This is a genomic window from Gordonia polyisoprenivorans NBRC 16320 = JCM 10675 (assembly GCF_000241325.1).
Taxonomy (GTDB): domain Bacteria; phylum Actinomycetota; class Actinomycetes; order Mycobacteriales; family Mycobacteriaceae; genus Gordonia; species Gordonia polyisoprenivorans.
In genome coordinates, this window is record NZ_BAEI01000018.1 from 1 (window position 1) to 13,458 (window position 13,458).

General features: G+C 66.6%; 13 protein-coding genes. 2 read left to right on the top strand and 11 right to left on the bottom strand.

The genetic code is table 11. From position 1 onward, the window contains the following. The first annotated feature begins 488 nt into the window (after nucleotides 1-488). On the top strand, nucleotides 489-1,337 hold the full coding sequence (mftM, locus tag GOPIP_RS05090) for a mycofactocin oligosaccharide methyltransferase MftM (RefSeq protein WP_035727224.1): 849 nt from the start codon (nucleotides 489-491) through the stop codon (nucleotides 1,335-1,337). Between the two features lie 6 nt (nucleotides 1,338-1,343). Here mftM and GOPIP_RS05095 read toward each other — a convergent pair whose 3' ends face one another. The 11 genes from GOPIP_RS05095 to GOPIP_RS05145 all read right to left on the bottom strand — a co-directional run bounded on the left by GOPIP_RS05095 (nucleotide 1,344) and on the right by GOPIP_RS05145 (nucleotide 12,896). Next, complete coding sequence (locus GOPIP_RS05095; protein ID WP_006368503.1) at nucleotides 1,344-2,003, bottom strand: MadR family response regulator transcription factor; 660 nt, start codon at nucleotides 2,001-2,003, stop codon at nucleotides 1,344-1,346. Further along, nucleotides 2,000-3,484 (bottom strand): MadS family sensor histidine kinase, encoded by a 1,485-nt coding sequence (locus GOPIP_RS05100; RefSeq protein WP_006368504.1) that lies wholly within the window; start codon nucleotides 3,482-3,484, stop codon nucleotides 2,000-2,002. The genes GOPIP_RS05095 and GOPIP_RS05100 overlap by 4 nt, the downstream gene beginning before the upstream one ends. After that, on the bottom strand, nucleotides 3,481-4,701 hold the full coding sequence (locus GOPIP_RS05105; RefSeq protein WP_035727227.1) for an iron-containing alcohol dehydrogenase: 1,221 nt from the start codon (nucleotides 4,699-4,701) through the stop codon (nucleotides 3,481-3,483). Before GOPIP_RS05105 ends, GOPIP_RS05100 begins: the two co-directional genes overlap by 4 nt. A gap of 62 nt (nucleotides 4,702-4,763) precedes the next feature. Then, nucleotides 4,764-6,290, bottom strand: coding sequence for a VWA domain-containing protein (locus GOPIP_RS05110; RefSeq protein WP_006368506.1), 1,527 nt, complete (start codon nucleotides 6,288-6,290; stop codon nucleotides 4,764-4,766). An 11-nt stretch (nucleotides 6,291-6,301) separates the two neighbouring features. Beyond that, the gene (locus GOPIP_RS05115) at nucleotides 6,302-7,603 is read right to left on the bottom strand and encodes an AAA family ATPase (protein WP_006368507.1); all 1,302 of its coding nucleotides are present in this window, start codon (nucleotides 7,601-7,603) and stop codon (nucleotides 6,302-6,304) included. 163 nt (nucleotides 7,604-7,766) lie between these two features. After that, the gene (gene mdo / locus GOPIP_RS05120; protein WP_006368508.1) at nucleotides 7,767-9,059 is read right to left on the bottom strand and encodes an NDMA-dependent methanol dehydrogenase; all 1,293 of its coding nucleotides are present in this window, start codon (nucleotides 9,057-9,059) and stop codon (nucleotides 7,767-7,769) included. Nucleotides 9,060-9,245: 186 nt separating this feature from the next. Further along, nucleotides 9,246-10,016 carry an energy-coupling factor ABC transporter ATP-binding protein gene (locus GOPIP_RS05125; RefSeq protein WP_006368509.1) on the bottom strand — a complete coding sequence of 257 codons (771 nt, stop codon included), beginning with the start codon at nucleotides 10,014-10,016 and terminating at the stop codon, nucleotides 9,246-9,248. After that, nucleotides 10,013-10,789 carry a cobalt ECF transporter T component CbiQ gene (gene cbiQ / locus GOPIP_RS05130; RefSeq protein ID WP_006368510.1) on the bottom strand — a complete coding sequence of 259 codons (777 nt, stop codon included), beginning with the start codon at nucleotides 10,787-10,789 and terminating at the stop codon, nucleotides 10,013-10,015. Before cbiQ ends, GOPIP_RS05125 begins: the two co-directional genes overlap by 4 nt. Before the next feature lie 4 nt (nucleotides 10,790-10,793). Beyond that, nucleotides 10,794-11,213: a PDGLE domain-containing protein gene (locus tag GOPIP_RS05135; RefSeq protein WP_006368511.1), complete on the bottom strand. Its 420-nt coding sequence runs from the start codon at nucleotides 11,211-11,213 to the stop codon at nucleotides 10,794-10,796. Beyond that, nucleotides 11,210-11,935 carry an energy-coupling factor ABC transporter permease gene (locus tag GOPIP_RS05140; RefSeq protein ID WP_006368512.1) on the bottom strand — a complete coding sequence of 242 codons (726 nt, stop codon included), beginning with the start codon at nucleotides 11,933-11,935 and terminating at the stop codon, nucleotides 11,210-11,212. Before GOPIP_RS05140 ends, GOPIP_RS05135 begins: the two co-directional genes overlap by 4 nt. Nucleotides 11,936-12,128: 193 nt before the next feature. Next, complete coding sequence (locus GOPIP_RS05145; RefSeq protein WP_006368513.1) at nucleotides 12,129-12,896, bottom strand: MerR family transcriptional regulator; 768 nt, start codon at nucleotides 12,894-12,896, stop codon at nucleotides 12,129-12,131. Nucleotides 12,897-12,934: 38 nt separating this feature from the next. Between GOPIP_RS05145 and GOPIP_RS05150 the strand changes: the two genes are divergently transcribed. Beyond that, entirely contained in the window at nucleotides 12,935-13,438 is a 504-nt protein-coding gene (locus tag GOPIP_RS05150) for a DUF6194 family protein (RefSeq protein WP_006368514.1), read from the top strand. The last annotated feature ends 20 nt before the right edge of the window (nucleotides 13,439-13,458 follow it).

The following is a 13,458-nucleotide window of genomic DNA, read 5'->3' on the forward strand; positions in this document are numbered from 1 at the left end:
TTCGATGAGCTTGTTCTGTTTCTGAAGTGTTAACCCCTTCCGGAGCAACTCTTCCAGAGTACCAGGCACTTCACCCGTCCGCAACCCTCTCGGTTGGCGGCCAGATCCGCATCCGGCAACCCCGGGTCCTCGTCCTGGCACATGACTGTGCCCGGATCGATTTCTCGGGGGCGGTCAACGTCTACCCGGTTTCCTCTCCCCTACCGAACTCCTCTCGGAGCCCTCCGGGGCGGCGCCGCGGCGCGCTGACTTCGAATAAGTTACGCACAGAGCCCCCGCGAATCAAATCGCCAGGTGGGTTCTGACTGGTCGCACATCAGCCCTGGTCAGCGGGCCAGCCCCAGCCGTCGGAGGTCGTGCATCCGGCCGTTCCGGCCGCTCGCGATAATTGTGATCTGGGCCATGCGGGCGCGGCGATCGCCTCTCCGTTCGGTCAGCAGATGCACCCGTTCGGGCAGTTTCGCGGCAAAAGTCCAGGTCATAGCGTTGTGGTCATGAGCGTCACGACGATGAGTGCCGGACTACCGACCACTCGCCGCATCACGGTGCGGCACGTTGATGCGCTGCCTGCCGATCTTCCCCATGCCGGACGGGTTGCCTGGTCCATCGACCGGGATGGAGGTCGGGTCGAACTCGTCCACACCTTCACCGTCGCCGAGATCTCGGATGACGCAATGGTCCTCGCGCTCGAAGGCGTGATCGATGCCGGCGCGTTGTGTGGCCAGTGGGAGTTCGAGGAAGCCGCGGTCGGTCTGATCCGGTCGTGCAGCGAGCGCGCCGACGACGCGTGGGCCGGGTTCTACGACAACTCGCTGCGCGCGCTGCGCGACGGGACGGCGTCGTTCGCCCCGGTACACCGACGGGCGCGCTCCCTGATCAGCGGTTCGAGTGTGCTCGAAGTGGGTTGTTGCTTCGGCTTCTTCGCGCTCCGATGCGCCGAGGACGGTCTCGATGTCGCTGCGTGTGACATCTCCGTCGGTGCGGTCGACCTGCTGACTCAGGCCGCACGTCGCCGTGACACCCCCGTGCTGGCGACTGTCGGAGACGCCACCGACCTCGACCACGCCGACTCCTCGGTCGACACCGTCACGTTGATCCACCTGCTCGAGCATCTCCCCGCGGACCAGGCGCGTGCCGCCATCATCGAGGCATTGCGGGTCGCGCGTCGGCGGGTGGTGATCGCGATCCCTTATGAGGACCGTCCGAGCGAACACTTCGGCCATCTCGTTCGGTTGGGGCCCGAGAACCTGCACGCCTGGGCGGACGCAGCCGATCACGCCGGGGCCGAATTCCTCACCGATCACGGCGGCTGGTTGGTGCTCACCCCGCGCAGCTGAGCCTCATCAGATCAGCCCGCGCTTGCTCGCGATGTAGACCGCGTCGGTCCGTTTGGTCACGCCGAGCTTGCGAATGATGTTGCGGATGTGGAACTTCACGGTCGACTCGGAGATGAACAAGGTCGTACCGATGCGCTTGTTGCTCATCCCGTCGGCGAGTAGCCGCAGCACCTCGCGTTCACGTTCGGTCAGGGTCTCCGATCCACCGCCGTCGCCGGACACCGTGCGCAACACGATCGCAGCGCTACGCGGGTCGAATGCGCTGCCGCCCCCGGAGACCGACTGGATGGCACGCACCAACTCGGTGGTGTCGACGTCCTTGACGACGTAGCCACGTGCCCCCGCCTTCACCGCCCGCACCACGAGGTCGTCGTCGAGGAATGTCGTCAACACCAGACTGGCCACCTCGGGATGCCGGGCCGCGATCTCGGTGATCAGTCGTAACCCCTCGTACTCGGTGCCCGCCGTCAGTTTCAGGTCGACGACGACCACATCCGGCCGTGACCGCTCGACCTCGGCCAATGCATGGTCGAACGAATCCGCCTCGCCCACAACCGAGATCGTCTCCTCCCGTTCGAGGAGGGAGCGAATGCCTGCACGCAGGAGTGCATGGTCGTCGACCAGCATGGTGCGCACCGCCGTCGTCGCGATATCGGGGTTGTTCATCTGCTGACCTCCTGATGCAGTGACGATCGTGTTCCGGCGGAACGCCGGACCGATTCGGTGGTGGCGCGCGGCAACGACGTGGATTCGGTGACGGTGCCGGCCGGGATCTCCACCCCGACCCGCACGCCGCCGATCCGGGATCGGCGGATCCGGAACTCACCACCGAGTTCGCGCGCTCGAGCCGACATGTTCGCCAGGCCCCGATGTCGCCCGGCCAGGTCGCCCAGCGTCGCCGCACGCAGCACGCGACGCATGTGTCCCGGGTCGCCGACGCCGTTGTCGTCGACGGTCAGACTCACGTCGTGATCGCCGTAGGTGAGCACCACCCGCGCCAGTGTCGCCTCGGCGTGCACCGCGGTGTTGAACAGCGCCTCACCGGCGATGCGCAGAATGGCGTGTTGCACGTCATCGGGCAGGTCACGGGGCCGGCCCACCACCCGGACCTCGGTCTCCAGATCGGCCGGCATGTGCATCGAGCACAGTTCGTCGAGAACCTCACCCAGGCTCAGCCCCTCCACGGACGGGGACTGGTTCAGGGCGTAGATCACCGAGCGCAGTTGTTCGACCGCGTTGCGGGTCAGCGTTCCTGCGACCTCGAGTCGCTCGGCGGTCTCCGGGTCGCACTCCATCCGGCATACCTCGATCTGCACACCCGCCGACAGCACCGACTGCGTCACCGAGTCGTGCAACTCCCGGGCGATGCGTTCACGCTCCTCGGTGACCAGCCGTTGTCGCATCACCGCCGACAACTCACGTTGTGTGCGTTGCAATTCCACGTTCTGCACCGCCAGATCGGTGGCCTGCTCGCGGGCCTTGGCGTAGGCATCCTCGGCGCGGGCGAGTTGATGGCGACTCTCCTCGAGCAGCGCCGCATTGAGCAGGGCCACCACCGCTTGTCGGGCGAGGATGCGCATCACCACCAGGTCGGCGGAGTCGACGACGTGGCGCGGTGGCGTCCACGCCGACAGCCCGCCGACCACCCGGCCGTCGAGGTGCACCGGCACATGCAGATGGTGATCGGCGACGACCGGTCGGACGAGCTCGCCAAGCTGGTTGCGCAGGATGTCGTTGAGGCGGTTGAGCACCTCGTCGGGCAGGTGGCTCGGCGTGCGCGCGACCTGCACGCCCTCGAAGGCGTAGATGGTGCCGTCGCCGTCCATCATCAGGTGGCGCGGACCCGTGCGATCGAGTTCGCCGTCGCACAGGGCGAACACCACCCAATCGGCCTCGAGGTGTTCGGCCACCGCACGCACCACCGAGAGCACGAGTGTCTCCGGCCCCTCCGCGGTCTGCACGAGGGCTCGCGAGATGCGGTCCAGTGCGCCGACCACACGACCGAGGCGCTCCTCGACCCCACGGAACTGCGCGTAATGCGAGCCCTTCACCGAGTGCAACCCGATCAGCGAATCGAAGTCCGTTCCGCCGACCTCGTCCCCGCCGGGCGTCAGGTCGCGGTCGCCGAACCTCGAGGAGACGCTCATAGTGCCTCGCGATAGAGACGGGCGACATCGGCCGGGGTCGGCTGGCGCGGGTTCGTCCGCATGCAGGCATCGACCAACGCGTTGGCGGTCAGCGCGTTGATGTGTGCGGCGGAGACTCCGAGCTGCGACAGGCGAGCCGGCATCCCGATCCGTCGTGAGAGCTCGCACACCGCATCGGCGAATCGCTCGGCGGTCACGAACGCCGACGACGACGTCGGCACACCGACGGCCGGGGCCAGATCGACGAAGGGGGTCGGGTCGGTCTCGGCGTTGAACCGGATGACGTGCGGGAGCAGAACCGAATTGATCGCTCCGTGCGCGGCGTCGCACAGTCCGCCGACCGGATGGCTCATCGCGTGGGTGGCGCCGAGAATGGCATTGGTGAACGCCATCCCGGCCTCGAGCGCGGCGTAGGCCATGTCGAGTCCGGCGTCGGGGTCACCGGGAGCGTCAACGAATCGCTCGATCGACCGCCATGCGGTCCCGATGGCCGACAGGGCCGAACGATCGGTGAGCCTGGTGTGCGCCAGCGATGCATAGGCCTCGATGCAGTGCGTGATCGCGTCCATCCCCGACTGCGCGGCCACCTCGGGTGGCAGCGTGGCCAGTGCGTGGGGATCGATCACCGATACATTCGGCACCAATCCGCGTCCGATGATCGTCACCTTCGTCATGCGATCCACGTCGTTGACGATGCAGAACTGCGACACGTCCGACCCACTGCCCGCAGTGGTCGGCGCAGCGACCAACGGCGGTAACGGGATGCGGGCGCGATCGATGCCCTCGTAGGACAGGATGTGGCCCCCGTTGGCCGCGAGGATGGCCACCCCCTTGGCGGCGTCGATCACCGATCCCCCGCCGAGCGCCACGATCCCGTCCGAGCGTGTCTGCTCGTAGTGTTCGAAGCCCAGGGCGATTTCCGGCGCCCGGGGATTCGGTGAGACATCGGTGAAGGAGGCCACCTTGAGGTCTGCCGCCCGCAACCGTTGCGCGAGGCGCGGATACCACGGGGTGGCCACCAGATTGCGGTCCGAGACGATCATCAGCCGACGCATCCCCAGACCTGCTGCGGCCGTGGGGATCTCATCCAGAGCCCCGGGACCGACGATCACCTCGGGGGTATGGAACTTGACGACCGGGATCCGCGTCGCCCGCGCTCGGGGTTGCGGCCGTTCCGAATCCACCTCGGGTCGGGCCTCACCGATATCGGCGTGCATCCCGTTCACCCACCTCGTCGCCCCACCAGTCGTTGCCGAAATCCTACGCGGCCGCCTGCGGTTCACGCGCCGTATGCGCTGACCGAGACCTGCTCGAGCGCCGCGAGGTCGTGGACGACGTGCACACGGTCGCACAGCGTGGCGTAGGCCGGCAGGTCGCACGACCCGAGACCCCACGAGTAGCTGGGTTCGGGGGTGATCCAGATGGTCTCCCGGGCCCGGCGGCTGATCTCCTCCAACGCGTCGAGGTTCGGGTCGCGGCCGTTGTTGCGACCGTCGCCGAGCACGATCACGGTGGTGCGCCGGGTGATCGCGCCGCCGAACTCGTCGAGGAAACACTGCAGAGCGTTCCCGTAATCGGAGTCGGCGTCGGTGTCGAGGACACCGCCGGCCGGCAGGCCCGAAACGACCAGGGACAGCGCCTCCTCGGCCGGGTGTTCGGCGAAGAGATCGGTGATCTCGACGAGGTCGGACACGAAGGCGAACGACCGGACGTGGGCCACCATGCTCTGCAGTCCGTGCACGAGTTGCAGGGTGAAACGGGCTGCGCTGCGCACCGACAACGACACATCGGCGAGGATCAGCAGCGACGGGCGGTCCTCGACCTTGGCAACGGTGATGGGCCGGAACGGCACCCCGTCGAATCGCAGGTTCGCGCGCATCGTGCGGGCCGCGTCGACAGTGCCGCGGGCGGCCAGTTTGCGTCGGGCACGCGGCGCGCCGTGCAGCGATCGGATGAGCCTGCGGATCGACTCCTCCAGGCTGGCCCGCTCGTGCTCGTGAATGGCATCGCGCACCGATGCCTTCACCTCACGATCCTCGATCTCGTGGTCGGTCGCCATGAGCGCCTCGAGGTGATCACGCAGCTTCTCGGGCAAACCGTCGAGCAATCCCGCCAGTGCGCTGCGCAACCGGGCGATCTCCTCGCGGTCGGGCTGCGGACCGGACAGTCCCCCGGCGTCGTCGAGCCAGTCGAGCAGCGCCATCTCCTGCGCCACCGACAACTCGGCGTCGAGCTGGGTCGGATTGCCGGTGACGAGCTCACCCGGCCGACCCGGGTTGTGCAGGCGGGACACCGTCAGTTGCACACGGGCGGCCTGCTCGGAGTTCGGCACCGAATCCGCCGACAGCACGATCTCGTCGGTCAGCGACGCCATGTCGAGTTTGTTGGCCTCCTGATGCAGGTTGTACTGCTCGGCGAGGTCCTCGGGGTCGAAGTAGTCGCGGATGTTCGACGGCGGGCCGTGACTGTGACCTTGCTGCGGGGTGTTACTCACCTCGTCGGACAGGGTGTACTCGGCGAGCTCACCGGTGTCGGAAAGATCGTCGTGACTGTGCGAATGTCCGTGTCCGTCATCGGTGTCGAGCACCGGACGCAACGAGAAGTACTTGTCGAAGACCTCGTCGAAGGTCTGCTCGTCGCGTCGGTCCTTGACCAGACACGCCTGCAGCGCCGAGCGCATGAGTTCACGGTCGGCGAGGATCTCGGCGGTACCCACGGCCGCAATCGCGTCCATCGCCTCCGAGACGCCGATGCGCACGCCGTGCAAACGCAGTAGCCGGACGAACCGGTGGACCGCTCCTTCCATGACGCCGCTCCCTAGAACGGACGCTTGCGGCGGGTACCCGAACCCGAGCGGGAACGGCCGGTGTCGCCGAATGAGCGACTGCCCTGCGTGGCACTCACCGCCCGGGTACCGGCATCGCTCTTGGCCCCGGGCGAGCCGTAGTAGTCGTCGCCGTGGCGCCCGGGCTTGTCCTTCTCGGCACGTTTGGCGCGACCACCGTGCGGGTCGTCATGCGTGTGTTCGCCGTCGTGGGCGTCGTCGTGGGTGTGGGAATGCCCGTCGTGCGAATGGGAATGGCCCTGATCGTGGGAATGTCCGTGGGTGTGCAGGTGATCGGGCACCTGCGCGTTCGGATCCACCAGCCGGGGCAGGGCGTCGAGTGCGCGGGTGAGGTCGCGGTCGTACTTGACGACCACGTTGGCGGTCTGACCGAGGATGTCGGCGGAGAGTTCGTCGGCGCCGAGCACCGCGAGGGTGCGCGCCCAATCGATCGCCTCGGAGATACTCGGCGCCTTGCGCAAGTCGAGTTCGCGCAGACCGCGCACGATCTCCACGAGTTTGGCCGCGAGCGTCTCGGCCAGGCCCGTGTTCTTGGACTTGATGATCTCCAATTCCCGTGTGGCATCCGGGTAATCGAGCGACAGATGCAGGCACCGGCGTTTGAGTGCCGCCGACAGATCGCGAGTGTTGTTGGAGGTCAACACGATCATCGGCTGGTGCTTGGCGACGAAGGTACCGATCTCGGGCACCGACACCTGGTATTCGGCGAGGAGTTCGAGCAGCACCGCCTCGAGCGCCTCGTCGGCACGATCGACCTCATCGATCAGCAGGACGACCGGGCGTTCGCTGCGCACCGCCTCGAGCAGCGGCCGGGGGGCGAGAAAGCGCTCGGAGAAGAACACGCTCTCCTCGGCACCGATGCGGTCGACCGCCTCCGACAGTGAGTCGGCGTCGGCGACGACCGCAGAGATCTTCTCCCGCAACACCTGGGTGTAGAGCAACTGCTTGCCGTAATCCCACTCGTAGAGCGCGGTGGTCTCGTCCTGACCCTCATAACACTGCAGCCGCAACAGATCTCGGCCCGTCACCTCTGCCAGGGTCTTGGCGAGTTGCGTCTTGCCAACGCCTGCCGGACCCTCGAGCAGGACCGGTTTGCCGAGCCGGCTCTGCAGGAAGACGGTGGTCGCCAGACGTTGATCGGCCAGGTAACCCGCCTCGGCGAACCGGGCGACCACGTCGTCGACATCACGGAATCCGCCCGGATCGGGTTGGCTCGCAGCATCTTCGACGTGCGGGGCGACGGTGTCGTCGGTGGTGACGGTGGAGGTGGGCATCGATCTCTCCTGAGGTCTGGTGGATGTGGGCCGGCGGCCGGTGGCCACGCCGGTGGTCACCCGAATTGGGGGCGTTCGGGTGACCACCGGCGTGTGGTGATGTGGGGACACGCTATTCGGGGCAGACACATCCCCACATCGGTCTTCATCGGCGACGCACCTCTTACGGGAGCAATTCGTCCAGATCGCCGTTGACGCAGTGCTCGACGACCGGGCGAACGGTCTCGAAGGTGCACTCCTTGGGGTTACCCGGGGTGCACGCGTCACCGAGCACGTGGTTGGTCAGCGCGTCGATGGTGGCCGCGTCGGTGGTGATCTCCTTGCGGTTCTCGTAGTACTTCGTCGGCCCCTCACCGAGACGGTTCTTCGGGTAGGTGTTCTGCTTGACGTCGGCGAACTTCTCGACGATGCCCACGTCGCGCAGCAACCGGATCGCCGCTTCGAGCGCGGCATCGGCGGCCTGGACCTTGGTCATACCGTGGGTGTCGACGCCCATCGCGTCGGCCATGTCGGCGAAGCGCTCGTACATGACCGGCATGTTGAAGGCCCACACGCGCGGCAACGCAATCGCGTTGTTGAGTCCGTGGTGGGTGTCGAAGAACGCCGAAACCGCATGGCTGATCGAGTGGATGATGCCGAGACCACCGGAATTGAACGCCTGCGCGGCGATGTACTGCGCGTACATCATGCCCTCGCGGCCGGCGAGTTCGGTCGGGTTCCAGGTGGCCTCACGCAGATGACGAGCCGTCATCCGCACCGCGTGCAGGGCGTTGCCCATCGACGGCGGGAAGTTCAGGCGCGACACATACGGTTCCGAGGCGTGGGCGAGCACGTCGAAACCACACTGGGCGGTGAAGGCGACCGGGCAGTCGTAGTAGAGCACCGGGTCGTCGATCGCCAGGGTGGTCACCGCCGCGTCGTCGAAGGCGACATACTTGTGCGGCTTGTCGGGATCGGTTGTGGTGTCGGTGATCACGTAGGCCCACGAGGTCTCCGACCCGGTACCCGCGGTCGTCGACACCGCGATGTGCGGCGGGTTCTTGGGGTTCTCGCTCTTGTTGAAGCCCTCGAACTCGTTGACGTTGCGGCCGTCGTGCGCGACCGAGATGCGCGCACCCTTGCAGGCGTCGTGCGCCGAACCGCCGCCGATGGAGATGAACGAGTCGCACTTCTCCGAGTTGTACAACGACACGGCATCCATGACGTTGTAGTCCTTGGGGTTGGACTCGACCTGGTCGTACACGACGACCTCGAGGCCGTGGTACTTGCACGACTCGACGATCTTGTGGACGGTATCGCTACCCCGCAGACCGGTGGTCATCACGAGGGTCTTCTTGAACCCGAGTTTGAGAGCCTCGGGGCCGATCATCTCGTGCGCGCCCGGGCCCATCATCGCGCGCGGGAACGGGTGAAACTCCTTGATGGGAAACGGTTTGAGTAGTTCGTCTACCTGCATCTGACCTGTCCTCCTTCATCCGACGCACACCGCGTGACGCCGACTTGAGCACCGGCGACGTTACGCGCGTCACACCATGTGTCAGAAGTGTTGTGAGGCCAAACCGTCCCTATTGCACCGAGTGCCAACCGAAGGGCAGTGCGCCCCCTGCCCGAGTGGTCAGGGTGATGCCATCCGGAGGGTCAGTCACCGGGCCGACACCTGAGCGGAACGCGCCCGGCGCACTGCATCGATGTCGAAACCCCAGGGCATCTCGAGACGATGCGCGGCAAGCAATTCCGAATCCGACAGGATGTCGTCGACGTCGCCGTCGGCGACCACTCGTCCGGCGTCGAGGACCACCGCGCGGTCACACAACTGCGCCGCATACAGCAGGTCGTGGGTGACCACGAGCATCGTCGTCCGCAGCGTCAGCAGAGTGTCGGCAAGTTCGCGCCGCGCCTGCGGGTCGAGGTTCGCCGACGGCTCGTCGAGAACCAGAATGTCTGGGCGGCAAGCCAATACGCTCGCGAGTGCACCACGGCGGCGCTGCCCTCCGGACAGGTGGTGCGGACTTCGCCTCGCATGCTCGGTCATCGAGACCGCCGCCAGCGCCTCCTGCACACGGTCGGCGAGTTCGTCACCGCGCACCCCGAAATTGGCGGGCCCGAATGCCACGTCCTCGGCGAGCGTGGGCATGAACAACTGGTCGTCGGGGTCCTGGAAGACCAGGCCCACGCGGCGTCGGACCTCGCGCAGGGTGTCCTTGCCCACGCGGGAGCCGTGGACGGTCACCGACCCGGCACTCGGCAGAAGGACTCCGTTGAGCTGCAGCATCAGTGTCGTCTTGCCCGCGCCGTTGGGGCCGAGCAACGCGATCCGCTCGCCCGGTTCGACGACGAGATCGAGGTGGTCGATGGCGAGGTGTCCGTCGGGGTAGGCGTAGCGCAGTCCGGCGATCTCGATGGCGGGAGTCATCGCAACACCCAGGCGGCCGCGGCGATCGCGGTCGCGGCCAGCGCGGGTGTCACGATCACCAACCACTGGCCGGCGCTCGCACGGGCGGAGGTCACCACCCCGGGCATCTCCGGGATCGTGCCGGTGAAACCCCGCGACATCATCGCCAGATGGACCCGCTCGCCGCGCTCGTACGAACGGAGGAACAGTGCGCCAACACCTTTGGCGATCGCACCGATCTGGTGGATCGCTCGCGGTGAGTCCCCGCGGGCGACGCGGGCGATCTGCATGCGTCGGATCTCGGCGGTCAACAGATCGACGTAACGCAGCATCATGACGAAGATCGGGGTGATCGACGCGGGCACGCCGAGTCGGGTGAGCGCCACCGGCAGCTCACGCGCCGGCGTGGTGGCAGCGAAGGTCAGCGATGCCGCGACTCCGAGCGTGCCCTTGATGACGATCCCCCACCCGGCGTACAGCCCGGGCACCGACAACGAGAGCCCGGCGACGGCGACCCGCTCGCCACCTTCGGCGAAGGGCAGCAACACCGCAAGAATCACGAACGGGACCTCGATCAGCATGCGTGGAGCAATCCATGCCGGTGAGATCCGGGCGACGACCCACACCGCGGCCAGGACGATCGCGAAACCCGCGTAGGGCCAGAACATCTCACGCGGGGTGGCGACCACCGCGAAGACGAAGAAGACCAGGCAGACGATCTTCACCTCGGCGGGCGCGCGGTGAACCGCGGAGTCGCCGGCGCGGTAGACCGGGTGCGGGTGTCCGGCTCCCATCGACTCAGTCTCCCGATCCGGTCCCCGACCGGGCGACACCGGTACGGGCACGTCGAGCCCCGCCGATGATCCAGAACAGGCCCGCGGCGATCACGAGGGTGATCACCACGCCGATCACCCCGGCGATCCCGTTGGTGTAGCCGATTCCGCGAAAGCTGTAGTCGGCCAGCGGCGATGAGGCCATGGCGTGGTCGGTGGCATGCTGCGCGATGCAGTCTCCGGTGAGTTGCTCGGCACCGTCGACCTCGGTCGTCTCGCACCCCCGCAGCGTGGTCGAGTCCAGACCGTCCGGTGACGAACTGGCCAGATAGGACACCAGACCTGCGATGAGCAAGGCCACCACACCGAACGCGATGAGGAAGGTCCTGCGATGGACCCGGGGCGAGCGGTCGCGGCGATCGCCGGAGGTTCCGGTGGCGGTCATGCCGTCGCTCCGATCAGCGTGGCGGGAGAGTCGGTGCGACGCAACAGGTAGACGAGATCGGGGCGGGCCCGGGCGACCGCCACCACGGTCGCCGCGGTGATCAGCCCTTCGCCGACCCCGATCAACAGGTGCGTGCCCCACATGTAGCTCGCGACCGCGGTCATCGACGTCGCCGCCGCTCCACCGATGGCGTATTCGACGACGAATCCGGTTGCCGCGCACATGGTCCCGCAGAGCGCCGAGACGAAGGCCACCACCCCCAGACCGGCGAGCGGGTGATCCGACCGGCCCCGGCGACCAACACGCAGCAGTCGCGACGCGACCACCGCGACGCCGTAGCCGACGAACGTCGAGAGGAGAGCCATGTTGGTGAGGTTGGCCCCGAGGGCGGTGATGCCGCCGTCGGCGAACAGCAGGCACTGCACGATCAACACGATCGCGATGCACAACGCGCCGGTGTAGGGCCCCACCAGGATTGCGGCGAGTGCACCTCCGAGCAGATGCCCGCTCACACCGGGGAGGACGGGGAAATTGATCATCTGGACGGCGAAGATGAAAGCGGCCACGAGGCCGGCCATCGGCACGGTCTTCTCGTCGAGGTCGCGGCGCGCACGCCAGGCACAGAAGGCCAGTCCGACCACGGCGATGGCGCCGAACAGGAGCGAGGTCGGTGCGTTGATGATGCCGTCGCTCATATGCATGGCGACTGGGGTGGTGGACATGAGCAGTGCCCTTCGAGATCCCTGGAGGTACACGCCCGGACGGCGCGATACGGGAAACACTAAAACCGGACATCACATCTGTCCACTTATTCAGATGTTGAGGTGCTCAGACTGTCCGACCGGTCAGGTGTGGCCCTGACCACAATTCGACGACGCATTGTCGGGTCGGATCGGCACGCCCTGTTGGAGCGGGTCAGGACGTTGTTGGCGCTGCGGCGAACAGTCCCGCTGAGCGAGGCTGTTCGATGGGATCTGCCAGGATCGCTCCGGAGCGGAGTAGTGCGAATGTGCGCTGGGCGATGGACGGGAGTCGGGAGTCGAGCGCGGTGAGTGGGGTGGTGTGATCCGTGAGTTCACGGACTGCGCTGATCGCCTTCTGTACTTCGGGGATGCGGTAGCCGCCCGCGCGAAGGGCAGCGACGATGCGGGCGTCGCGGATCGCGACACCCGGGTAGCGTCGTACACTTCCGGCCGGCGTGGAGACTCTTTGAGGCGTGATCAGGCCGACACTTTCCCAGAAGCGAAGCGTGGACGCCTTCACTTCGAGGGCTTGCGCGAGCTCGGTTATGGTCATGCAGTCGTCTTCGGTGGGCGCGACGTCGGCGGTTTCCTCGGAACTGATGGACGTCAGTGCCGATCGCGCGGCCAGTGTGTGTTCGCGTTCCCTGTTGAGCCTGGTGTGGAGCTCGCTGATCATGGCTGCAGCGTAATCGCTTGGAGCACTGCGGATTTGCCGCATCGTGCGGCACGCCACGACCGGTCGGACGGCGTACGCCAGGTCGCGGTAGGCACACAAGCTGTGCACGTGCTCTGGCGAGAACTGTCGGTAGCCGCTGCGGGTTCTCGGCGCCGGCGGAATCACGCCGAGTGCTTCCAGGTCACGCACTTGCTGAACCGAGTACCCCGCTGCCGCTGCTACATCGGCAGTCGTCATCGTCGGCGATAGTCCCTCCGTGCGCATGCAACCCTCCATAAACGCTTCAAGTACATGCTTGAAGTATGAACATGGACCAACTGTTGCAAACAATCCGATCGTTTGATGGGCTGCTCGAGTTCGCACCTACCGAGGGTGACGAGTTCCCGCCAACCGCTTGGGGCGATCACTTCTTCTACTACGCCCCCGACGGCCAGGTGCCGAAACGTCAGCAGCCCTACGCCACCATCGTCACAAAGAACTACCCCGACGACTCCCTGTCCGACCTTGACAAGCCCGGCCGGTGGCGACTGAACATTCACGTCGGCACCACCACGGCTCGTGAACTGACCGACAAAACGGCTGTGCCTACTGATGATCAGTGGGACTTCGCAGCGCCCGACGTTGTCTTTCCGCACCCCCTGTATCGCCACCAGGGGTGGGTATCGATCGTCAACCCGGGTGCTCGCACCAGCATGCTGGCTGTCCGCCTCCTTCGTCAGGCGCACGAGGCCGCACGTCACCGCCTCGAGCATCGACGTTCCCGGGAACGGATCGAACGCGAGCCCGGAGCGGGCGGCACCCGATGACACCGCAGTGCACCGCTCAC

Excerpts from the sequence above, each read along its gene's own strand:
- GOPIP_RS05095 (WP_006368503.1), bottom strand. The coding sequence starts at position 2,003 with ATGAACAACCCCGATATCGCGACGACGGCGGTGCGCACCATGCTGGTC.
- GOPIP_RS05100 (WP_006368504.1), bottom strand. The coding sequence starts at position 3,484 with ATGAGCGTCTCCTCGAGGTTCGGCGACCGCGACCTGACGCCCGGCGGG.
- GOPIP_RS05105 (WP_035727227.1), bottom strand. The coding sequence starts at position 4,701 with ATGCACGCCGATATCGGTGAGGCCCGACCCGAGGTGGATTCGGAACGG.
- GOPIP_RS05110 (WP_006368506.1), bottom strand. The coding sequence starts at position 6,290 with ATGGAAGGAGCGGTCCACCGGTTCGTCCGGCTACTGCGTTTGCACGGC.
- GOPIP_RS05115 (WP_006368507.1), bottom strand. The coding sequence starts at position 7,603 with ATGCCCACCTCCACCGTCACCACCGACGACACCGTCGCCCCGCACGTC.
- mdo (WP_006368508.1), bottom strand. The coding sequence starts at position 9,059 with ATGCAGGTAGACGAACTACTCAAACCGTTTCCCATCAAGGAGTTTCAC.
- GOPIP_RS05125 (WP_006368509.1), bottom strand. The coding sequence starts at position 10,016 with ATGACTCCCGCCATCGAGATCGCCGGACTGCGCTACGCCTACCCCGAC.
- cbiQ (WP_006368510.1), bottom strand. The coding sequence starts at position 10,789 with ATGGGAGCCGGACACCCGCACCCGGTCTACCGCGCCGGCGACTCCGCG.
- GOPIP_RS05135 (WP_006368511.1), bottom strand. The coding sequence starts at position 11,213 with ATGACCGCCACCGGAACCTCCGGCGATCGCCGCGACCGCTCGCCCCGG.
- GOPIP_RS05140 (WP_006368512.1), bottom strand. The coding sequence starts at position 11,935 with ATGTCCACCACCCCAGTCGCCATGCATATGAGCGACGGCATCATCAAC.
- GOPIP_RS05145 (WP_006368513.1), bottom strand. The coding sequence starts at position 12,896 with ATGCGCACGGAGGGACTATCGCCGACGATGACGACTGCCGATGTAGCA.
- GOPIP_RS05150 (WP_006368514.1), top strand. The coding sequence starts at position 12,935 with ATGAACATGGACCAACTGTTGCAAACAATCCGATCGTTTGATGGGCTG.